Source organism: Methylobacterium guangdongense (assembly GCF_038442355.1).
GTDB lineage: Bacteria > Pseudomonadota > Alphaproteobacteria > Rhizobiales > Beijerinckiaceae > Methylobacterium > Methylobacterium guangdongense.
Genome location: NZ_JBBXMX010000018.1, coordinates 29,277 through 48,040, shown reverse-complemented (window position 1 = coordinate 48,040; position 18,764 = coordinate 29,277). Strand labels below are relative to the sequence as shown.

Annotated in this window: 22 protein-coding genes and 1 tRNA gene; 14 read left to right on the top strand and 9 right to left on the bottom strand. The window is 70.0% G+C overall.

All coding sequences use genetic code 11. The features are described from left to right. Nucleotides 1–157: 157 nt before the first annotated feature. The 4 genes from AAHG09_RS25155 to AAHG09_RS25140 are packed head-to-tail and all read right to left on the bottom strand — an operon-like array spanning nt 158 to nt 3,384. Nucleotides 158–982 carry an FTR1 family iron permease gene (locus AAHG09_RS25155; RefSeq protein ID WP_342110232.1) on the bottom strand — a complete coding sequence of 275 codons (825 nt, stop codon included), beginning with the start codon at nt 980–982 and terminating at the stop codon, nt 158–160. A 49-nt stretch (nt 983–1,031) separates the two neighbouring features. Continuing rightward, nucleotides 1,032–2,465: a 4Fe-4S binding protein gene (locus AAHG09_RS25150; RefSeq protein WP_342110231.1), complete on the bottom strand. Its 1,434-nt coding sequence runs from the start codon at nt 2,463–2,465 to the stop codon at nt 1,032–1,034. Further along, entirely contained in the window at nt 2,462–2,803 is a 342-nt protein-coding gene (locus AAHG09_RS25145) for a cupredoxin domain-containing protein (RefSeq protein ID WP_342110230.1), read from the bottom strand. Before AAHG09_RS25145 ends, AAHG09_RS25150 begins: the two co-directional genes overlap by 4 nt. A gap of 17 nt (nt 2,804–2,820) precedes the next feature. Then, entirely contained in the window at nt 2,821–3,384 is a 564-nt protein-coding gene (locus tag AAHG09_RS25140; RefSeq protein ID WP_342110229.1) for an iron transporter, read from the bottom strand. A gap of 366 nt (nt 3,385–3,750) precedes the next feature. Between AAHG09_RS25140 and AAHG09_RS25135 the strand changes: the two genes are divergently transcribed. Next, nucleotides 3,751–5,907, top strand: a complete 2,157-nt coding sequence (locus AAHG09_RS25135) for a carbohydrate porin (RefSeq protein ID WP_342110228.1) — start codon at nt 3,751–3,753, stop codon at nt 5,905–5,907. Nucleotides 5,908–5,967: 60 nt separating this feature from the next. On the opposite strand, the gene lipB is transcribed toward AAHG09_RS25135, so the two are convergent. After that, nucleotides 5,968–6,708: a lipoyl(octanoyl) transferase LipB gene (gene lipB / locus AAHG09_RS25130; protein WP_342110227.1), complete on the bottom strand. Its 741-nt coding sequence runs from the start codon at nt 6,706–6,708 to the stop codon at nt 5,968–5,970. 88 nt (nt 6,709–6,796) lie between these two features. On the opposite strand from lipB, the gene AAHG09_RS25125 reads away from it, so the two are divergent. Beyond that, a complete protein-coding gene (locus tag AAHG09_RS25125; protein WP_342110226.1) occupies nt 6,797–7,102 on the top strand; it encodes a FliM/FliN family flagellar motor switch protein in 306 nt (101 codons plus the stop codon). Here the strand turns inward: AAHG09_RS25125 and AAHG09_RS25120 are convergent. Continuing rightward, nucleotides 7,087–7,233 (bottom strand): hypothetical protein, encoded by a 147-nt coding sequence (locus AAHG09_RS25120; RefSeq protein WP_342110225.1) that lies wholly within the window; start codon nt 7,231–7,233, stop codon nt 7,087–7,089. The two genes, AAHG09_RS25125 and AAHG09_RS25120, sit on opposite strands and share 16 nt — an antisense overlap. On the opposite strand from AAHG09_RS25120, the gene AAHG09_RS25115 reads away from it, so the two are divergent. After that, a tRNA-Leu gene (locus tag AAHG09_RS25115) sits at nt 7,226–7,310 on the top strand. The genes AAHG09_RS25120 and AAHG09_RS25115 overlap by 8 nt on opposite strands. A gap of 210 nt (nt 7,311–7,520) precedes the next feature. Here AAHG09_RS25115 and AAHG09_RS25110 read toward each other — a convergent pair. Together AAHG09_RS25110 and AAHG09_RS25105 are read right to left on the bottom strand one after the other, a co-directional pair. Then, entirely contained in the window at nt 7,521–7,796 is a 276-nt protein-coding gene (locus AAHG09_RS25110) for a hypothetical protein (RefSeq protein ID WP_342110224.1), read from the bottom strand. 99 nt (nt 7,797–7,895) lie between these two features. Then, complete coding sequence (locus tag AAHG09_RS25105) at nt 7,896–8,450, bottom strand: ComEA family DNA-binding protein (protein WP_342110223.1); 555 nt, start codon at nt 8,448–8,450, stop codon at nt 7,896–7,898. A gap of 495 nt (nt 8,451–8,945) precedes the next feature. On the opposite strand from AAHG09_RS25105, the gene AAHG09_RS25100 reads away from it, so the two are divergent. The 6 genes from AAHG09_RS25100 to AAHG09_RS25075 all read left to right on the top strand — a co-directional run bounded on the left by AAHG09_RS25100 (nt 8,946) and on the right by AAHG09_RS25075 (nt 12,687). Continuing rightward, nucleotides 8,946–10,478 carry a DEAD/DEAH box helicase gene (locus tag AAHG09_RS25100; protein ID WP_342110222.1) on the top strand — a complete coding sequence of 511 codons (1,533 nt, stop codon included), beginning with the start codon at nt 8,946–8,948 and terminating at the stop codon, nt 10,476–10,478. 190 nt (nt 10,479–10,668) lie between these two features. After that, complete coding sequence (locus tag AAHG09_RS25095) at nt 10,669–11,142, top strand: SRPBCC family protein (protein ID WP_342110220.1); 474 nt, start codon at nt 10,669–10,671, stop codon at nt 11,140–11,142. Between the two features lie 134 nt (nt 11,143–11,276). Continuing rightward, the gene (locus tag AAHG09_RS25090) at nt 11,277–11,462 is read left to right on the top strand and encodes a YegP family protein (RefSeq protein WP_160533420.1); all 186 of its coding nucleotides are present in this window, start codon (nt 11,277–11,279) and stop codon (nt 11,460–11,462) included. Between the two features lie 164 nt (nt 11,463–11,626). Continuing rightward, the gene (locus AAHG09_RS25085) at nt 11,627–11,908 is read left to right on the top strand and encodes a hypothetical protein (RefSeq protein ID WP_342110219.1); all 282 of its coding nucleotides are present in this window, start codon (nt 11,627–11,629) and stop codon (nt 11,906–11,908) included. 147 nt (nt 11,909–12,055) lie between these two features. Continuing rightward, nucleotides 12,056–12,193, top strand: a complete 138-nt coding sequence (locus tag AAHG09_RS25080) for a hypothetical protein (RefSeq protein ID WP_342110218.1) — start codon at nt 12,056–12,058, stop codon at nt 12,191–12,193. 26 nt (nt 12,194–12,219) lie between these two features. Further along, the gene (locus tag AAHG09_RS25075) at nt 12,220–12,687 is read left to right on the top strand and encodes an acyl-CoA thioesterase (RefSeq protein ID WP_342110217.1); all 468 of its coding nucleotides are present in this window, start codon (nt 12,220–12,222) and stop codon (nt 12,685–12,687) included. Here AAHG09_RS25075 and AAHG09_RS25070 read toward each other — a convergent pair. Next, nucleotides 12,680–13,219 (bottom strand): superoxide dismutase family protein, encoded by a 540-nt coding sequence (locus AAHG09_RS25070; RefSeq protein WP_342110216.1) that lies wholly within the window; start codon nt 13,217–13,219, stop codon nt 12,680–12,682. The two genes, AAHG09_RS25075 and AAHG09_RS25070, sit on opposite strands and share 8 nt — an antisense overlap. A gap of 109 nt (nt 13,220–13,328) precedes the next feature. Here AAHG09_RS25070 and AAHG09_RS25065 point away from each other — a divergent pair, with 109 nt between their 5' ends. The 5 genes from AAHG09_RS25065 (at nt 13,329) to AAHG09_RS25045 (ending at nt 18,664) form a co-directional block, all read left to right on the top strand. Next, nucleotides 13,329–14,090 carry a TlyA family RNA methyltransferase gene (locus AAHG09_RS25065; protein WP_342110215.1) on the top strand — a complete coding sequence of 254 codons (762 nt, stop codon included), beginning with the start codon at nt 13,329–13,331 and terminating at the stop codon, nt 14,088–14,090. After that, the gene (locus AAHG09_RS25060) at nt 14,087–15,346 is read left to right on the top strand and encodes a class I SAM-dependent RNA methyltransferase (protein WP_412760087.1); all 1,260 of its coding nucleotides are present in this window, start codon (nt 14,087–14,089) and stop codon (nt 15,344–15,346) included. Before AAHG09_RS25065 ends, AAHG09_RS25060 begins: the two co-directional genes overlap by 4 nt. 53 nt (nt 15,347–15,399) lie before the next feature. After that, nucleotides 15,400–15,672 (top strand): hypothetical protein, encoded by a 273-nt coding sequence (locus tag AAHG09_RS25055; RefSeq protein WP_342110214.1) that lies wholly within the window; start codon nt 15,400–15,402, stop codon nt 15,670–15,672. Nucleotides 15,673–15,879: 207 nt separating this feature from the next. Continuing rightward, on the top strand, nt 15,880–16,884 hold the full coding sequence (locus AAHG09_RS25050; RefSeq protein ID WP_342110213.1) for a magnesium transporter CorA family protein: 1,005 nt from the start codon (nt 15,880–15,882) through the stop codon (nt 16,882–16,884). Between the two features lie 94 nt (nt 16,885–16,978). Next, complete coding sequence (locus AAHG09_RS25045; RefSeq protein ID WP_342110212.1) at nt 16,979–18,664, top strand: methyl-accepting chemotaxis protein; 1,686 nt, start codon at nt 16,979–16,981, stop codon at nt 18,662–18,664. Nucleotides 18,665–18,764: the final 100 nt, after the last annotated feature.

Genomic DNA, 18,764 nt, shown 5'->3' with positions numbered 1-18,764 from the left:
ACGCTCCCACCGAAGTCCCGGATTCAAAAGGTCCAGGACCTTTTGCGAGTGGAGGGCAGAGCCCTGCTGGCGGCCAAGGCCGCATCCGCCGGGGCTCCGCCCCGGCACCCCACCAAAGGGCTGAAGTCCTTTGAAATTCCTCGTGAAGCCCGGCGCCTCAGGCCGGCCGCACGGCCCGGCGCTTGTCGACGGCGCTCCACTGCATCAGCCCGACCATGACGACGATGGTGGCCAGATAGACTAGCCCCTGCAGGGCGGTCGGCCTGTCGGTGTAGCCGACGAGCGCGTGCAGGATCCGGCCCGGCCAGGAAGTCTCGGCGATCACGCCCGAGCTGTTCCAGAGGGTGTGGCCGAGGACGTCGACCACGCCGGCATTGGCCAGGAACTGGGCCGCCTGCGCGGCGAGGCCCGCGGCCAGGAAGATGATCAGCACGCTCGTCACCGAGAACACGTAGCGGCTCGGGATCGAGGCCAGCCCGAAATACGTCACCGCCGAGAGCAACGCCCCCGCCCCGATGCCGGCCACCGCGCCGAACTGGATATCGGCCCCCGAAGTGCCCGAGGCCACGAGGCCGTAGAGGAACAGCACCAGCTCGGCGCCCTCGCGCAGGATCGCGGCACCGATTACGATCGACAGGGCGGCGGCCTCGCGCTCGCCCGAGCGCACCGCCGCGCCGGCCGCGCGCAACTCGCCCGCCAATTCCTTGCCGTGCTTGCTCATCCAGGTGTTGTGCCAGACCAGCAGCAGCACCGCGACGATCAGCACCGCGGCGTTCAGGATGTCCTGCCCGCTGCCCTCGAACGCGTCGGAGATCTTTTCCGCGAACAGGGCGACCAGACCGGCGCCCGCAAACCCGCCCGCGATGCCCAGGATCACCCAGCGCATCCGGCCCGGGATGCCGCGGGTCGCCGCCAGCACGATCGAGATGATGAGGCCCGCCTCGATGACTTCGCGGAAGGCGATGACGAAGGCGCCGATCATGGCGGTCTCCAGAGATTGCGAGGTGTTGCGAGAGGCCGCGCGGACCGCGCTACCAGATCCAGAACATGAGCACCCAGTTGACCACCGAGAGGGCGGCGGCACCGGCAATGCAGGTCGCCGCCGCAGCCCGCCGGACCCCGCCGACGTCGAGGCCGGCGACCCGCCACGCGAGCCAGACGCTCCACAGGCTGGCCCCGGCGAGCAGCCCAGCGCGCATCTCGGCCACGTAAGGAATCACGATGCCGTCGCCGCGCAGGAACGTGACGGTCAGCGCCGAGAGGCCTAGGAAGACGCCGCAGCCCGCCACCGGGATCAGCGTCTGCGTCAGGTGGTGGAAGCGCCGGAGCGACCAGCCCCCGAGGGACAGGGTCGCCAGCGCCACGATGCCCGACAGGGCAAGCCCGAGGATCACGGTGGCCGCGCCGATATAGGCCAGGAGCAGCCCGCCATCGAGCAGGGTCATGACGTCGTTGCGGGCGGGGTAATTCGTCAGCACGAACCAGGGCGCCGACATCTCAAGCGGCCACGTGATCCCATGGTCGATGAGCCAGGTCGCGGCCCATTGCTTGGCCTCGACGTACCAGGGGCTCGCCGACCACTGGAACGCGCCTACCGCCAGGGCCAGCATGCCGAAGAGGATCAGCACGGTCTGGTCGAGATCCGGCTCGGTGCCGGCCACGTGCACGATCTCGTGGTTGGGCGAGCGCAGGGCGAGGCGCACCGCCCCGCGATGGCCGCTGCATCGCCCGCACATGTGGCAGGCGCCGGCGCCGCGCATCGTCTTGACGGGCACGAGCGGCGCGCAGTTGAACGCCTTGCTGCCCCGGGCCGGCTTCGGCGAGGCCGCCCAGGCGGCGCGGTCGACCTGGAAGCTGATCGGCGCAAGTTTCGACAGCACCGCGAAGACGCCGTTGACCGGGCAGAGGTAGCGGCACCAGACCCGCTTGTTGCGCCCGTAGAGCAGCCCCACCACGATCGCCGCGAGGGTCGAGCCGCCGAGCACGGCCAGGACGGGCTTCGGGTAACCGTACACGCTGGTCATCTGGCCGTAGACCGTGGTGCCCGCGAAGGCCAGGAACGGCCAGCCTTGCCACGTGATCCAGCGCGGCACCGCGTAGCCGCGGCTCCAGCGGCTGGCGAACTCGCTCAACGCCCCCTCGGGGCAGAGGATGCCACACCATGCCCGGCCGACCAGCACCATGCTGAGCAGCACGAACGGCCACCAGATCCCCCAGAAGGCGAACTGCGCGGCGAGCGTGAGGTTGGTCCAGATATGGGCGGCGTTTCCGGGCAGCGGCAGCAGGGCAGGCACGATCACCAGCACCGCGTAGACCGCGATGATCAGCCACTGCACCGACCGGATCACCCAGCCGTAGCGCCGCATCCCGTCGCCGAACGCGGCGAGGCGCGCATCGATCCAGCTCCGCCAGGCGGGGCCGGAGGCTATAGAGAGGGAAGCGGGCGCTGCCGTCGACGCGCTCATTTGGCGACCAGGGTCGCCTTGGCATCGGGGTGGAAGTCGTCGAACACCTGATAGGTGCCGGCATCGAGGGTGCGGAACACGATCGCCGAGGTCGAGCCGGCGGCCAGCGCCTTCTCGCGCTTGAGTTCCGTGCTCTCGAACTCGACGGGCGACTGGCCGGTATTCGAGATCTCAAGCTTGAACCGGGTGTTGGCCGGCACCTCGATCACCGCCGGGAGGATCACGCCGTCACGCATCTCCACCTTGATCACCGGCATATCGTCCGCCCGCACGGGCCCGGCCGCACAGGCGGCGAGGAGCAGGGCGGCGAAACCAACGAGGCGCGGCGGGCGGATCACGAACACCTCCAAAGCTCTCAATAGGCGCCCTTCTTGCCGACGCCGGCGAAGGTGAAGTCCTGCACGACGTCGAAGGGCTCGAACCACGGGCCGACCCCCGTCTCCTTGTCGACGTGGCGACCGAAATGGCTGTCCTTGCCGGGGGGCGCGACCGTGACCTTGAGGCGATAGCGGCCGGGGCCGAACAACTTGACGTTGTCGCCGTAATGCGGCCCGTCATTGGCCACCATCGGCATCAGCATCCCCGAGACCTTCTGGTCGGTGGGCTTGTCGCCGTCGAGCTTCACCGCCTCGAAGCGCACGTCGAGGGCCGGCATCCAGTCGCCCTCGGCGAAACCGTTGCGGTTGTCCTTGGCGGCGCGGATATCCGTCTCGAGGTGGATGTCCGACTGCGCGGCGTCGCGCATCATGCCGGCGGGTTCCATCTCGATCGGCTGGAGGTAGACGGCGGCGACCTCCAGGCCGTTGCGCGTCACGTGCGGGCCGATCGGCACTTCCTTGGCCGCGGCGGATCCCGCGATCACGAGGGCGGCGGCCGCGACGAAGCCGCGGTGAATCAGGGGAGCGGTGGAGGCGCGCATGGTTCTGCACATAGACGCTCCCGACAGAAGTTCAAATAGGGATCGCACCAGCATCAAATAATAACAATTCTAATCTGAGAGCCTTCCGAGATGACGCGGGTGTATTTCCCAGTTTCAGTCTCGCCCACGGTCGATTGTAATCTGTTACCCCAAAGACTTTTCGCCTGCCTGTGGCCGGCCGGACCTTGACCACCGCGGCAATCTCGGGATCGTCATGCAACTGCCACGCTGCGAGCCGAGAAGGTGATCGAAAATCGGACGTCGCGATGCCGCACCCGCGACGCCGCGTACACAGCCTGGCCGCGCCGTGGCTTGCGCTGGGGCGAAGCGGGTTTTAGCAAAAGCTATATTGTTGCTGTGAGTCGTATGAGAATCCGTCCCGCGTCCCCGGTTCAGGCACGATCCCGGATCCGTATCCCGGCCTTGACCCAGGTCGCGGCTCTCCTGCTGACGCCTGCGATCACGGCACCCGCTGGCGCGGCGGACCTCGCGACACCGCGTCCAGCGGCGGAGGTGGCCGCCTACACCGATTGGTCGGGCGGCTATATCGGTCTGGAGGGCAGCGCGGGCGGTTCCTACGGGGCCTACACGTTCGGCCCGACGACGATCGGCGGGCGGCCGGTGCCGGCCTTCAAGAGCGGCGATTCGACGGGCCGCAGCGACCAGGGGCGGAACGCCACCACGGCGGTCGGCGGGCTGTTCGGTGGCTGGTCCTGGCAGACCGGCCCGTGGGTCTACGGCTTCGAGGCCAGCCTCGACGTCGCGAACCTGAAGCGCCCGGTTCCCTCGACCATCGCGGGCTTCGGCTATGCGGATGTGGACCCGGTCTTCAACATCGTGCGTGCGAAGACCGAACTCTACGGCACCCTGCGCGCGCGGCTCGGCTACAGCTTCGAGCGCTACCTGATCTACGGCACCTTCGGCCTCGCCGGCGCCAATGCCCGCGTCCTCGCGACCTATCCGGATCTCGACACGGGCGGCCAAGCTACAGCGCAGCGGGAACTCGGCTATCTCGGCTTCACCCTCGGCGCAGGGGTGCAATACGCCGTCAGCGACCATCTCGCCCTCGGGATCGACTACCGCTACATCGATCTCGGCGGCAGCCGGCGCTTTCCCCTGGGCGCCGTGCCCGGGGATATGGGCGGCCCGGTCTCGACCCGGGCGAGCTTCACGTCGAACCAGATGTTCCTGCGGCTGATGTGGTTCCCGGACGGGCTGAGGGTGCCGCCCGACCCGGACGAGACCGCGCCGCACGATCCCGACAACGGCGATACCGGCCGCTTCTCGCTGCACGGGCAGACCACTCTGATCGCCCAGGGGGTCCCAGGCTTCCGCTCGCCCTACGAGGGGGCGCAGAGCCTGATCCCGCATCAGGCCCGGCAGACCACGACGGCCACGATCTTCCTCGGGCTCAAGCTCACCGACACCACGGAAGTCTACTACAACCCCGAATTCAGCCAGGGCTTCGGTCTGTCGCGGACGCTGGGCGTGGCCGGCTTCGTCAACGGAGAAGCGCAGAAGGCCGGCGCCCCGTTCCCGAAGCTGCGCTCGAACCGCTACTACGTGAAGCAGACGATCAACCTCGGCGGCGAGACCGTGGAGGTGCCGGACGGGCCGAACCAGGTCGCCACCCGCTACGATGCCGAGCGGATCACGCTGATCGCCGGCAAGTTCGCGCTGGGCGATTTCTTCGACGGCAACATCTATGCGCACGATCCGCGGGTCGACTTCTTCAACTGGTCGCTGTGGGGCTCCTCGGCCTGGGACTTCCCGGCCAACCTCCCCGGCTTCACGCAGGGCGTCTACGCCGAGTACAACCGGCCCGAGTTCGCGATCCGGGCCGCCTACACCCAGGTGCCCAAGGAGCCGTCGAGCGACGTGCTCGATCCGCGGGTGTTCCGCCGCGCTGGTCTCAACGCCGAGTTCGAGCAGCGCTACGTCCTGCCGGGGCTGGACCAGCCGGGCAAGCTGCGCTTCGGCCTGTTCTCGAATGTCGGCGTCTCGGCCAACAACCGGGAAAGCGTGACGCTCACGCAGCTCGGCTTTTTCGAAAACGCCACGGACGCCGCCGTCGCGATTCGGCGCCCGCGCCGCAAGACCGGCGGCTACATCAACCTGGAACAGGCGCTGACGCCGGAACTCGGCCTGTTCGCCCGGGCCAGCCTGAACGACGGGCGGACCGAGAACATCTCGTTCACCGACATCGACCAGAGCTTTTCGGGCGGCCTGTCGCTGAAGGGCAAGGCCTGGGACCGGCCGGACGACACGATCGGGATCGGCGCGGCGATGAACGGCCTCTCGCCCTCGCACCGGGCCGCCTTCGCGGCGGGCTTCTATGGGCTGCTGATCGGCGACGGGCGGCTCAATTACGGCACCGAGCGGGCGCTGGAGACCTACTACGCCCTGAACCTGACCAAGTTCGTGACCCTGACCTTCGACTACCAGTTCATCAACAACCCCGGCTACAACCGCGACCGCGGGCCGGCCCACTTCTTCGCCTCGCGGTTGCACGCGGATTTCTGAGGCGGCTTCACGACGCCGCGAAACAAATGCGTGTCGCTGGCTTGGCCGGTCCGGGACCGGTCAATCAGCGTTTGCCACGTCCTCCATCACCGTCACCCCAAAGATATCCTCGAAGGCCACCCGCAGCTGCATGTCCACCTCGGCCATGCTCACCGGCAGGCCGAGATCGACCAGGCTGGTCACGCCGTGCTGGCGCACCCCGCAGGGGACGATCCCGTCGAAGTGGGAGAGATCCGGCTCGACGTTCAGGCTGATGCCGTGAAAGCTCACCCAGCGGCGCACCCGGATGCCGATCGCCGCGATCTTGTCCTCGACCTCCGGCCCCTTCTCGGGGCGGCGCACCCAGACGCCGACCCGGTCCTCCCGGCGCTCGGCGCGAACGTTGAAGGCCGCCAGCGTCGCGATCAGCCACGCCTCCAGGCTCGCCACGTAGGCGCGCAGGTCGCGGCTGCGCCGGTCGAGGTCGAGCATCACGTAGGCCACGCGCTGGCCGGGCCCGTGGTAGGTGTACTGCCCGCCCCGCCCCGTGGCGTGGACCGGGAATCGGTCGGGCGCCACGAGATCCTCCGGCCGCGCCGACGTCCCGGCCGTGTAGAGCGGCGGATGTTCCAGCAGCCAGACGCATTCCGGAGCCGTGCCGCGGGCGATCGCCTCGACGCGGTCCTCCATCCAGGCGGTGGCGGCTTCGTACGCGACGGGCCCGTCGCTCACCCGCCACGCCACCGGCCCGGCGACCGGATCGGATCCGGATCGCTTCGGGAAGGCGTGCGGGCTCACCGTCAGGCGCGTCGCGTTTACCAAGGGTTCACCATCCTGCATCGATGGTCGAAGCCTTCAACATCCGCGGCCGGCGGTTGCAAGGTTTGGCCGCGAGACGGGGTGGTGGGCGGTGGCGGTCTTCGAGACGCTGAAGGTCGATCTGACGGTGGTGCTCGGCCGCACCCGGATGCCCCTGCACATGCTGCTGCGCATGGGCCGCGGCGCGGTGATCGAATTGGACGCCAGCGACAGCGACATGGTCGAGATCCTGGCCAACGACCATCCGATCGCCCGCGGGCAGATCGTGGTGACGGGCGACCGAATCTCCGTCGAGGTGACGGAGCTGATCCGCAAGGCGGCCTCGATCGTGGAGCCCGGCGCCAGCATCGGCGACGGCGCGGCCTCGCTTCTGGAGAGCGGCTACGAATCCGCATGAGCGAAACGCTTGTCGGCAGCGGAGCGATCTGTTATCCGCTGCGCCGCCGACACCGTATCGGCCTCCGGGGTTTCCCGCAGGCCGCCTGTGTCGAGCGAGCGGACACGGATCATCGCGTCCGATGCGGCCATGGCGGAATTGGTAGACGCGCTAGCTTGAGGTGCTAGTCCCGCGAGGGGTGGAGGTTCGAGTCCTCTTGGCCGCACCAATCTTTTCTCTCGATGCGAAAAGATTGGTGCAAGACGTGGCACGGGCGATCGGCCCTCACGCAAGTCTCTGACTCAAGCAGAACGCGCATCGCGGCCGCTGAGCCAGTCCTCTCGAAGGCGGACTGGCCATGGTCATGCACGACCACGGCACCCGACCGCAGGAGCATCGGCCCCTGCGAGCGGGTCGCTCCGACCGTCTCCGCCGCGGCTCAGCGGCCGGAGGGCGCGCCGGACGGCGTGCCGTGCTGGAATCCCGCCGCGTTCGGCGGGCCCTTCATCTTGCCGTTCTCGCTGGGGGTCGTGTCCGGCGTATTGGCGCCGGCGGTCCCGGTGGTCTCCGCCTTGCCGAAGCCCGCGGCGTTGGGCGAGCCCTGCATGCGGGGCGTCGTGCCGGACGAGCCTGTGCCGGCGGTCGACTCGGCGGCCCAGCTGGCGGTTCCCATCGCCAGCAGTCCGGCAGCGGCGATCAGTGCGGTCGTGCGCATGGCAGAGTCCTTGAGCGTTCCATGATCACGTCTTGCGCGTGATCCGTGCGTCAACGTCCGCGATGGCCGCCTGTTCATTCCGCGGATGCGACCGCGTCCTTATCGGACGGTGATCGCGTTCTTGATGGTGTCGTAATCGGCCCGCTTCAGGACACGGCGCGTCAGCAGCTCCTCGGGCGACGTGTAGGGGCGGAACTCGATGATCCGTTTACCGATCATGCCGGCCCCGAGGCCGTTCAGCTGCTCGACCGAGGCCGTGTTGAGATCGACGCTCCCACCCGGCGACACGGCCGAATCCTGGGTCCCGCCGGGCGCGATCTCCGGTCTCAGACCCGTCGTGGCTATGCCGTCGGAAGCCGGCGCGGGCGAACCGGGGTCGGCCGGCGCGTTGGCCGGTGCGGCGGGGGACGGCGGGGCTATCGGGGGGACCGTCGCCGCCATCCCCGGACGGGAGGGCGATCCCGGCACGATGCTCCGGATGGCCTGGCCCTTGGCGTCCACGGGGGTGTGCGCCTGTTGCGACAGGGGAATGGCCCCGGCGCCCCGCTTGTCCGGCCCGCCCTGCGGACGCGGGCCATAGCCGATCCACAGGGCTGAGAAGAGGACCGCAATCACCGCCAGACCGGCGCTCACCGACAGAACGGAACGGATCATTCTCTCCCCTCTTCGGCTGGCCCGATGCCCGTCGGGGCCGTGAATGCCTCCGCGCTTCCTCACGGATCGCGCGGGGCAATTCAAGGTTCATCCGACCCGCGCTGCACCGCCATATGGGCGCCGATCGCTGCACCCCACGGTCCGTTCCCCCCCCAGCCAACGGGCTGCCCGCCAGGATTGCCCGGAAACGGCATCCCATGAGCCGTGCGCTGACGGGGGCGGTGCCATGCGCCAAGCCGCGCTGCGCTCCATTGACTTCGCAGCCGCACACCCGCATATCGGCGATGCAGCGTCAGCGGCCGTCATGGCCCGCTTGAGGGGGCTGCGTGACGGATCGGGCGCCCTACGGCGTGATCCGGCCCCCCTCTTCATAACGTGCATGCACCCGGGCCGCCCCATCACGCGGGCTGCCCCCTGCCAACGGACCGGCCCGATCATGGCCCAACTCGCCAGTGCGCGAGGTGCCCGGCCAGTCCTGCTGCATCGGATACATCCTTGACCCAATTCACTGATTTCGGCCTCGCCCAGCCCGTATTGCGGGCGCTCGGCGAGGCTGGCTACGTCACGCCGACCCCGATCCAGGCCCAGGCGATCCCGCCGGCCATGACGGGCCGCGACCTCTGCGGCATCGCCCAGACCGGCACCGGCAAGACCGCGGCCTTCGCGCTGCCGATCCTGCACCGCCTCTCGCTCTCGGACCGTCGCGCCCCGCGCCGCGGCTGCCGGGTGCTGGTGCTCTCGCCGACCCGCGAGCTCGCCAACCAGATCGCCGAGTCGTTCTCCGATTACGGCCGTCACCTGTCCTACACCACCACGGTGGTGTTCGGCGGCGTCACCATCAGCCGACAGGAGCGGGCGCTGGCGCCGGGCGTCGACATTCTCGTCGCCACCCCGGGCCGGCTGATCGACCTGATCGAGCGCCGGTCGCTGACGCTGGAGGGCGTCGAGATCCTCGTCCTCGACGAGGCCGACCAGATGCTCGACCTCGGCTTCATCCACGCCCTCAAGCGCATCGTGAAGATGCTGCCGGAGAAGCGCCAGAGCCTGTTCTTCTCGGCCACCATGCCGAAGAACATCGCCGGCCTCGCGAGCCAGTACCTCAAGGACCCGGTCCAGGTCGCGGTGACGCCGGTCGCCACCACGGCCGAGCGGGTCGAGCAGCAGGTGATCTTTGTCCATACCGGCGCCAAGCAGGCACTGCTGGGCCACATCCTGCGCGATCCGGCGATCGAGCGCGTCCTCGTCTTCACCCGCACCAAGCACGGGGCGGACCGGGTCGTGCGCGGCCTCGACAAGGTCGGCATCGCGGCGGCGGCGATTCATGGCAACAAAAGCCAGCCCCAGCGTGAGCGGGCGCTCGCCGCGTTCAAGGACGGTTCCTGCCGGGTTCTGGTCGCCACCGACATCGCGGCCCGGGGCATCGACGTCGAGGGCGTGAGCCACGTGGTCAACTTCGACCTGCCGAACGTGCCGGAGAGCTACGTCCACCGGATCGGCCGCACCGCCCGCGCCGGCGCCGACGGGCTCGCCATCTCGTTCTGCAACGACGAGGAGAAGGCCTACCTGCGCGACATCGAGCGGATCACCCGCCAGAAGGTGCCGGTGGCGGGCTTCCCCGAGGGCTTCAACCCGCCCTCCCGCCAGGAGGCGGCCGAGATCGCCCGTGAGGAGGAGCGCCGGCCCGAGCGGCAGCAGCAGCGCCCCGGCGGCGGCCGTCCGGGCCAGCGGTCCCGGCCGCAGCAGGGCCGTCCCCAGCAGGGACGCCCGGAAGGCGGTCGCGGCTTCGGCGGCCAGGGTGCGCCCCGGCAGGGTCGTCCCCAGGACGGCCGCGCCGACAACCGCGGTCCCGCTCCGCAGGGTCGCGACCCCCGTCCGGACAACCGGCCGGCCCGGCCGCAGGGTGAACGCCCGAACCAGGGCCGCCCGAACCGCGACGGCCGGCCCCAGCGGGCCGAGGCCCGTCCGCGCAGCGGTGGCGGCGGCGAGGGTCGCACCATCGGCTGGCTGGAGCGCGCGCCGCGCTCCTGATCTGCAGGAACATCACCCGCAAGAGCATCGCGGATGAAACAACCGCCCGGGGCCTGACCGTCCCGGGCGGTTTTTCGTGTGCTCACACATGCGTGATCGTTCAGAGGTTGATCTCGTAGCGACTCGATCCCGCGCTAGTTGGTTGCGCCGGCCCCAAGGCCCTCAGACCAATCATCGGAGAAAACGCCTCATGTTCAGGATTCTGGTCCCGGCCGCCGCGCTGGTCGCTGCGTCGCTCTCGCCGGCCCTGGCGCTCGAAGTCTCGAAATCCGTGGATGTTGCGGCTTCGCCCGAGACGGTGTGGAAGACCATCGGCGGCTTCTGCGGGATCGGCGATTGGCATCCGGTGATCGAGAAATGCGCCCTGTCCAAGAAGGGCGGCAAGGATGTCCGCACCCTCAGCCTGAAGGGCGGCGGCACGATCGTCGAAGAGGAAGAGTCCCGCAACGACAAGAAGATGGACTACACCTACACGATCCTGGAGGGCCCGCTGCCCGTGACCGACTACCATTCGACCATCATGGTCGCGAAGGCCGGCAGCGGTTCCAAGGTGACGTGGTCGGGGACGTTCAAGGCGAAGGGCGCCCCGGACGACAAGGCCAAGGAGGCGATCGCGGGCGTCTACGAGGCCGGCCTCAAGGGCATCGCCGATAAGGCGAAGTAAGCCGGGCTGAGCTGCGTGCGGGGCGGCGTCGGCGCTGCCCCGCATCCGGCCTCGGCGCCCTGGACCGCTGGGGTGCCTTCCCTTCCGGGCCGCGCTCCCCATCTCATCGAGCGGATCGTCAGGGGGCCGGGATCATGCGGTTCGAACTCTACCGGGACGCGAAGGGCGAGTGGCGCTGGCGCCTGCGGGCGCGCAACGGCGAGGTGATCGCCGAATCGGGTGAGGGTTATGTCCGCCGCGAGGATTGCGAGCACGGCATCGCCCTCGTGCGGCAATGCGCCGAGGCGCGCATCGAGGATATGACCACGAAGATCGCCTGAGCACCGGGGTCTCAACGCGCGATCAACCCTGTCCGGAACTCAGCAGTGGTTACGCTGCAACGCTTCGCCTCGCCCACGCGTTGCAGCGTCTCGGACCGGGCGGTGGGTTCTCACTTCCCGTGCGGTTCGTCGTCAGAGACGCAATCACAAAGGGAGTCGAGACCGTGCTGAGGAAATTCCTGCTCGCGGCCCTGCTGGTGCTGGGCTTCGCGGCCGCGGCGCCGGAGGGCGCGTCCGCCGCGCCGATCGGTCCGGGCCTCGCCCTGCCGGCCAATGCCGCCCCGGCGGTGACCGAGAAGGCCCAGTACTACTACCGTCGCCGCTTCTACGGTCCGCGGCCCTATTACCGCCGTCCCTACTACGGTCGCCGGTTCTACGGCCGCCGGTTCTATGGCCCCAGGCCCTACTTCCGTCGCCACTATTACCGTCGGCGGTTCTTCTACTAAGCACAGCCGAGCTTGACCGGCCCGGCGGCTCCCCAAGCCGCCGGGCTTTTTCGTGCCCCGATTCGGGATGCACCTGGGACGGCCATGCGGTATGATGCCGGCGATGGGACCGGCGGCGACAGATCGGCCGGCCCGGGAGGATTCCCGATGAACGATCTTGCAGAAAGCGCCGAGCCCGCAGCGGCGACCTCGGAGCTCTGGCAATCGATCCCGCTCGAATGCATCCTGAGCGCGGCCGCCATCCTGCTGGCGGCCGGGCTCAAGCTCGCCGGCCTTCTGAGCTGACGGCGCGCGACGGACGGGTGGACGGCATGCAGCACGTCGGAATCGCATCGGCCGCGAGCGTGACGCCGCCTCCGGAACTCGATCTGCCCAAGGGCGACCTGACGGTGCGCACCATCGCGATGCCGGCCGACACCAACGCCAACGGCGACATCTTCGGCGGCTGGGTGCTGTCGCAGATGGATCAGGCCGGCGGCATCGCGGGGGTCGACCGGGCGCAGGGCCGGGTCGTCACCGTGGCGCTCGACGCCATGACGTTCATCCGGCCGGTCCGGGTCGGCGATGTGCTGTGCGTCTATACCCGGGTCTCGCATGTCGGCCGCACCTCGATGAAGATCGAGGTCGAGGCCTGGGCGCGGCGCTTCTGCACCCAGGTCCGCGAGCGGGTGACGCAGGCCACCCTCACCTTCGTGGCGATCGACGAGGACGGCCGCCCACGGCCGATCCCGCCGGCGGTGCCCTCGCCCCAGGCGGTGATCGAGACCCCGGCTACTTGATCACCGCGCAGGCGACCCGGTCGCCGGCGCCGCCGATCGGCTGGCTGGTGTGGTCGTCCTCGTTGGCGTGGATAATCAGCGCCGAGCCGTCCCCGTCCTTCAGGCCGCCCTCGCCGTTGAGCGGGGTCTCGCTCCAGACCTCGGCGTTGGCCGAGCCGTCCTGCGCCACGTAGAGGTTCGGCAGGTCGCCCTCGTCGGGCCCGTCGGGGTTGAGCAGGCCGTGCTTGCTCTGGTCGTGGTTCACGTGGGCCTTGGAGTTCATGAACTTCGGATCGGAGCAGTCGCCAACGGCGTGGAAGTGCAGGCCGTGCCAGCCGGGCGACAGGGCGCCGGCCTGGAGCGCGACGCGCAGCACCAGGGCATTGGCGCCGTCCCGGATCGCCAGCGAGCCGATCGTGTCGCCCTTGGCGTTCTTGATCGGGGCCGAGAAGGTCTCGGCGGCCTTCGGGGCTTCTTTCGGTGGTTCCTGGGCGTAGGCGCCGCCCGCGGCGGCGGTGGCGAGCACTGCGAGCAGCGGCAGGGTACGGATCATGCGGTGGCTCTCCTGTCAGGCCCGGTCTAGTTAGGGAGCGCGCCGGCCGGCGGAAGGGCCTGGCGCGGGAACCTATGCTGCAGATCTGCCGGGACCGCACGAAGCCCTGATGACCTCAGACCGGACCATACCGGATCGCGTCGCCGCGCGGCGCGCCGACCTGTTCCTCGTGGAGCACGGCCATTTCGAGAGCCGGGCCCGGGCGCAGGCCGCGATCCGGGCCGGGAAGGTCCGCGTCGACGGCCGGCCGCTCGCGCGCGCCTCGGAGCAGATCGAACCGGGGGCCCGGGTCGAGGCCGTCGCCGAGCACCCTTACGCCTCCCGCGGCGGCCTCAAGCTGGCGGCGGCGCTCGACGCGTTCGGGCTCGATCCGGCGGGCCGCGTCGCCCTCGATGTCGGCGCCTCGACCGGCGGCTTCACCGACGTGCTGCTCACCCGGGGGGCGCGCCACGTCCATGCGGTCGATGTCGGCCGGGGACAGCTCCACCCGCGGCTCGCAGCCGATCCCCGGGTGACGAACCGGGAGGGCACCGATATCCGCAACCTGGATCCGGACGCGCTCATCCCGCGCCCGGACCTCGCGAGCGTCGATGTCAGCTTCATCGGCCTGCGCCTCGTGCTGCCGGTGCTGCCGGCGCTCCTGGCGCCGGGCTCGGGCCTCGTCGCGCTGATCAAGCCGCAATTCGAGGCCGGCCGCGAGCGGATCGGCCGGGGCGGCCTCGTGCGCGACCCGGCCGTCCACGCGGAGGTCTGCGCCTCCGTGCGCGGCGAGCTGGAGCGGCTCGGCGCCGCGATCCTGGGCCTGATCGCCTCCCCCGTGACCGGCGGCGACGGCAATGCCGAGTTCCTGATCGGCGCGAGGTTTGCGTGAGCGAGTCCCTGAGCGAGTCCTTGAGCGAAACGATCACGATCCGGGATCTCGGCGCCCGCGGCGACGGCATCGCGGAGGACGGGACCATCGTCCCGTACGCGCTGCCCGGCGAGCGCGTGACGGTTCAGCGCGAGGGGCGCCGTGCCGAACTGCTTGCGGTCGAGCAAGCCTCGGCCGACCGCGTCGAGCCCTTCTGCCCCTACGTCCTACGCTGCGGCGGTTGCCGCACCCAGCACCTCGCCCGGCCGGCCGAGCTCGCCTGGAAGCGGGGTCTCGTCGCCCAGGCCCTGTCGCAGGCCGGGCTCGCCGTGACGCCCGAACCGGCGATCGACGCCCACGGCGCCGGCCGGCGGCGGCTCACCCTCCATGTCCGCGCCGTCGAGGGCCGGGCCGAGGCCGGCCTGATGGCGGCGCGCAGCCACGCGCTGGTGCCGATCGACCAGTGCCCGATCACCGTGCCGGCGCTGCATCCGGCCCCGGAGGTGGCGCGCCGCCTCGCCGCTCCGCTGGGCCACGGCCGCAAGCCCCTCGACGTGGCCGTCACCGCCACCGACCAGGGTCTCGACGTCGACCTGCGCGGCCACGGTCCGGTGAGTGCGGGCGTCGGCGCCGCCCTGGTGCGGATCGCGGGCGAGCTCGGGCTCGCCCGCCTGTCGCTCCACGGGGAGCGCCTGATGGAGGCCGAGCCGGTCTCGGTGACCGGTGGCGGCACGCGCCTGTACCCGCCGCCGGGCGGCTTCCTCCAGGCCACCGCGGCCGGACAGGCCACGCTCGCCGAGCTGACCCTCGCGGCCCTCGGACCCCGTGTGAGGCGGATCGCGGACCTGTTCGCGGGCTGCGGCCCGCTCAGCCTCGCGATGGCCGGGCGCGCCGCCATCCACGCGGTGGAATCCGATGCGGCAGCGCTCGCCGGCCTCGACCGGGCCGCCCGGGCGGCGACGGGCCTCCGGCAGATCACCACCGAGCGCCGCGACCTGTTCCGCCGCCCATTGCTGCCCCTCGAACTCGACGCCTTCGACGCGGTGGTGTTCGATCCGCCCCGGGCCGGTGCCGAGGCGCAGGCCCGTCAGCTCGCCGCGTCCCGGGTGCCGCTGGTGATCGGCATCGCCTGCGATACCGGCACCTTCGCCCGGGACGCCGCGACCCTCGTGGCCGGCGGCTACGGTCTGGACTCGGTCACGCCGGTCGACCAGTTCCGCCACGCGGGACATGTCGAGATGGTCGGCGTGTTCCGCCGCGCCGCGCGGCGTCGGTGACGCACGCAACCCACGGGGACGTCTCACGTTCTCTCGGCAATTGGAGATGTCCCATGCCCCGAGGAACCCTGCGCCCGCTGGCGCTCGCCGCCCTGAGCCTAGCCCTGACGGGTCCGCTGGCCGCGCAGACCGTCGCCCCCGACCAGACCGGCACCGGCGGCGGCCCGGCCTCGACGATCACGGCGCCGAACACCAACCGGTACGGCGTCACCAAGCCGCCGGGCACGTCCATGGGCCCGGGTGAGGTCCCGACCCGGGGGGAAGAGCGCCGCGAGCGGGCGCTCACCGACAAGATCGACAACAGCATCTGCGACGGCTGCAACTAGAACGGTCTCTCGCGGCGGCCGACAGGTCGGCCTCGGAGCCTGCGGCTCTGGGGCGATCCGTGCATTCCGGAAAAACCGGGCCGCGATGTCACGGAAGCGTCAGAAAACACCGCCACACCCGCGGCGCAGCTTGCGCCGGGAGTCGCCGTGCCGGATGCGGATAAACCCAGCGCTGTCCCGTGATCGTCCTGCACCCGAGACCTGTTCGTGATCTTCATCCACCAGCCTGCCCTCGGCGCCGGATCCACGCTCCTTGAACGCCGCATCGTCGATCTTCAGGACACGATCCCCGACGATACCGTCTGGCTCGACCTGATCCGCCCGAGCCGCGAGGAGGAGATGAAGGTCGAGGCCTTCGCGGGCATCGAGGTGCCGACCCGCGAGGAGATGAAGGACATCGAACCGTCCGAGTTGCTCTACGTCGAGGAGGGCGCCCGCTACATGACCGGGCGGGTGCTCTCGAAGGTGAGCGATTCCGAGGAGCCGGGGCTCACCGGCATCACCTTCATCCTGCGGGGCAACCGGCTCGTGACTGTGCGCCACGAGGAGCCGCAGGCCTTCCGGATGTACACGCAGCGCGCCGGCCGCTCGATGGGCAACGGCGGTGCCTCCACGCCCTCCGGCGAGACCATCCTGGCGGGCCTGATCGAGGCGGTGATCGACCGGGCCGCCGACGTGCTCCAGCTCCAGGGCGAGCGGATCGACCGCCTTTCGGGCAAGATCTTCGAGGTGCAGGACGACCCGTCAGCCCGCAACACCGCCCTTCAGGACACGTTGCGCGCCCTGGGACGGCATGGCGACCTGATCTCCAAGCAACGCGAGAGCCTCGTCTCGATGGAGCGAATCCTGCTCTCGCTCTCGGCGACGTACCGGACCAACAAGGCGCCGCGCGATCTCCGGGAGGATGTCCGCTCGACGCTGCGGGATCTTCAATCCCTGGAGGAGCACGCGACCTTCCTGAGCAACAAAATCCAGTTCCTGCTCGACGCGACCCTCGGTCTCGTCAACCTGGAGCAGAACAACATCATCAAGCTGTTCTCGGTCATGGCGGTCGTCTTCATGCCGCCGACCCTGATTGCGTCGATCTACGGCATGAACTTCAAGTCGATTCCGGAACTCGATCTTTCGTTCGGCTACCCCATGGCCTTGGTCATGATGGTGGTTGCGGCCATATTCCCGTACTTTTTCTTCCGATGGAAGAAGTGGCTGTAGCCATCATACCAGCCTCGATCGGCAAAGAGTTAACAATCTTATTGGAGAATACCCGGGTTCAAGTTGCGGCGCGGCCGCGAAGACGGAAGCCCCGATGCGTCTCTCCCTCAAGGCGGTTCTCTCCGGCGCGATCGGCCTGCTCGCGCTCGCGGCTGTCGGACAGGGCCTTGCCAGCGTCGTGGCCCTGTCGGAGATCGAAGCGAACGCGGTCGCGGTCTCGGAGCGGGCATTGCCGACGCAGAACCTCGCCGAATCGATCGGAAAGGCCGTCCGGGACGCGCGGCTGAACCTGTACAGGCTCGCGGTCGCCTCCCGCGATGCGGCGGCGCTGGACAAGAACCAGACCGCGCTCACCGATACGCTCGGGACCCTCTCCGACCTGCGCCAAGCGTTCCAGAGCCGCCTGACGAAACCCGCGGATCAAGCGACCTACGAGCGCTTCACCACGGCCTGGAACGCCTACCAGAACATCCAGCTTCAGGTGGTCGAGCTGATGATCGCAGGCGACCAGCCCGGCGCCCTCGCCCTGGTGCTGGATCCCGCGACCGGGGCCCAGAACGACGCGGCCGTGGCGAGCCTCGGCGAGACGATCGCCTCGGCGCGCGCCCAGACGGACGCCAATGTCGCCGAGACCGTACGGGAAGCGACCAGCGCCAAGCGCATCGCGCTCGCCGCCACCGTGGTCGGCCTCGTGGTCGCCGCCGCCGCGATGCTGTTCGCGGTGTTCGGGATCGCCCGGCCGATCGCCCGCATGACCGGCGCCATGGGGCGGCTCGCCGAGGGCGACGAGACCGTGGCGGTTCCGCATACCGGCCGGCGCGACGAGATCGGCGCGATGGCGGCGGCCGTGCAGGTGTTCAAGGACAACCTCATCCACAGCCGCGCGCTGGAGCGGGACACGGCTGTCGCCCGCCAGGACGCGGAGACCCAGCGCCGCCGCGCCGTCCACACCATGGCCGAAGCCTTCGAGGCCGCGGTCGGCGGCGTGCTCGCGCGGGTCTCGGACGCCGCAAGCGACCTGCGTGCCGATGCGGAAGCGATGTCGAGCACGGCCATCCATACGGCCGCGCGCTCGGCGACGGTGGCGGGGGCCGCGCAGGAGGCGGCACAGCATGTCGGCACCGTGGCGGCCGCCGCGGAGCAGCTCGGCGCCTCGGTCCAGGAGATCAGCCGTCAGGTGGACGGCTCGGCCGACCTCGCCCGGAGCGCCGTGGTCCAGGCCGGTTCGACCGCCAGCCTCGTGCAGGAGTTGAGCGCGGCGGCCGGCCGGATCGGGGACGTGGTGCGCCTGATCACCGACATCGCCGGCCAGACCAACCTGCTGGCGCTGAACGCCACGATCGAAGCCGCCCGGGCCGGGGCCGCCGGGAAGGGATTCGCGGTGGTGGCCGCCGAGGTGAAGCAGCTCGCCGAACAGACCGCCAAGGCCACCGGGGAGATCTCCGGACAGGTCGGCCGCATCCAGGGGGCGACGAGTCAGACCGTCCACGCGATCGACAGCATCGCAGCCCGGATCCGCGAGATCGACGGCGTGGCGACCTCGATCGCGGCGGCCGTCGAGGAGCAGGGCGCGGCGACCCGGGAGATCGCCCGGAACGTCGCGGAGGCGGCCACCGGCACGGGCGCGGTCACCGGCACGATCGACGCGGTGGCACGGGCCGCCGATGAGACCGGCACGGCCGCCACGCGGATGTTGGCTTCGGCCGCGAGCCTCTCGGAGCAATCCGCCGAGCTGCGGCGCGAGATCGACACGTTCCTCACGACCGTGCGGGCCGCCTGAGTCAGGGTTTCGAAAGGTCGAGACCTTTCGCGGGTCCAGGGCGGAGCCCTGGTCCAAGTCTCAGGGCTCCGCCCTGGGAACCCGCCAAAGGGCTCGGCCC

Excerpts from the sequence above, each read along its gene's own strand:
- AAHG09_RS25110 (WP_342110224.1), bottom strand. The coding sequence starts at position 7,796 with ATGCGCACGACCGCACTGATCGCCGCTGCCGGACTGCTGGCGATGGGA.
- AAHG09_RS25150 (WP_342110231.1), bottom strand. The coding sequence starts at position 2,465 with ATGAGCGCGTCGACGGCAGCGCCCGCTTCCCTCTCTATAGCCTCCGGC.
- AAHG09_RS25045 (WP_342110212.1), top strand. The coding sequence starts at position 16,979 with ATGCGTCTCTCCCTCAAGGCGGTTCTCTCCGGCGCGATCGGCCTGCTC.
- AAHG09_RS25095 (WP_342110220.1), top strand. The coding sequence starts at position 10,669 with ATGTTCAGGATTCTGGTCCCGGCCGCCGCGCTGGTCGCTGCGTCGCTC.
- AAHG09_RS25080 (WP_342110218.1), top strand. The coding sequence starts at position 12,056 with ATGAACGATCTTGCAGAAAGCGCCGAGCCCGCAGCGGCGACCTCGGAG.
- AAHG09_RS25065 (WP_342110215.1), top strand. The coding sequence starts at position 13,329 with ATGACCTCAGACCGGACCATACCGGATCGCGTCGCCGCGCGGCGCGCC.
- AAHG09_RS25070 (WP_342110216.1), bottom strand. The coding sequence starts at position 13,219 with ATGATCCGTACCCTGCCGCTGCTCGCAGTGCTCGCCACCGCCGCCGCG.
- AAHG09_RS25140 (WP_342110229.1), bottom strand. The coding sequence starts at position 3,384 with ATGCGCGCCTCCACCGCTCCCCTGATTCACCGCGGCTTCGTCGCGGCC.
- AAHG09_RS25155 (WP_342110232.1), bottom strand. The coding sequence starts at position 982 with ATGATCGGCGCCTTCGTCATCGCCTTCCGCGAAGTCATCGAGGCGGGC.
- AAHG09_RS25105 (WP_342110223.1), bottom strand. The coding sequence starts at position 8,450 with ATGATCCGTTCCGTTCTGTCGGTGAGCGCCGGTCTGGCGGTGATTGCG.
- AAHG09_RS25075 (WP_342110217.1), top strand. The coding sequence starts at position 12,220 with ATGCAGCACGTCGGAATCGCATCGGCCGCGAGCGTGACGCCGCCTCCG.
- AAHG09_RS25090 (WP_160533420.1), top strand. The coding sequence starts at position 11,277 with ATGCGGTTCGAACTCTACCGGGACGCGAAGGGCGAGTGGCGCTGGCGC.
- AAHG09_RS25135 (WP_342110228.1), top strand. The coding sequence starts at position 3,751 with ATGAGAATCCGTCCCGCGTCCCCGGTTCAGGCACGATCCCGGATCCGT.
- AAHG09_RS25120 (WP_342110225.1), bottom strand. The coding sequence starts at position 7,233 with ATGGCCGCATCGGACGCGATGATCCGTGTCCGCTCGCTCGACACAGGC.
- AAHG09_RS25055 (WP_342110214.1), top strand. The coding sequence starts at position 15,400 with ATGCCCCGAGGAACCCTGCGCCCGCTGGCGCTCGCCGCCCTGAGCCTA.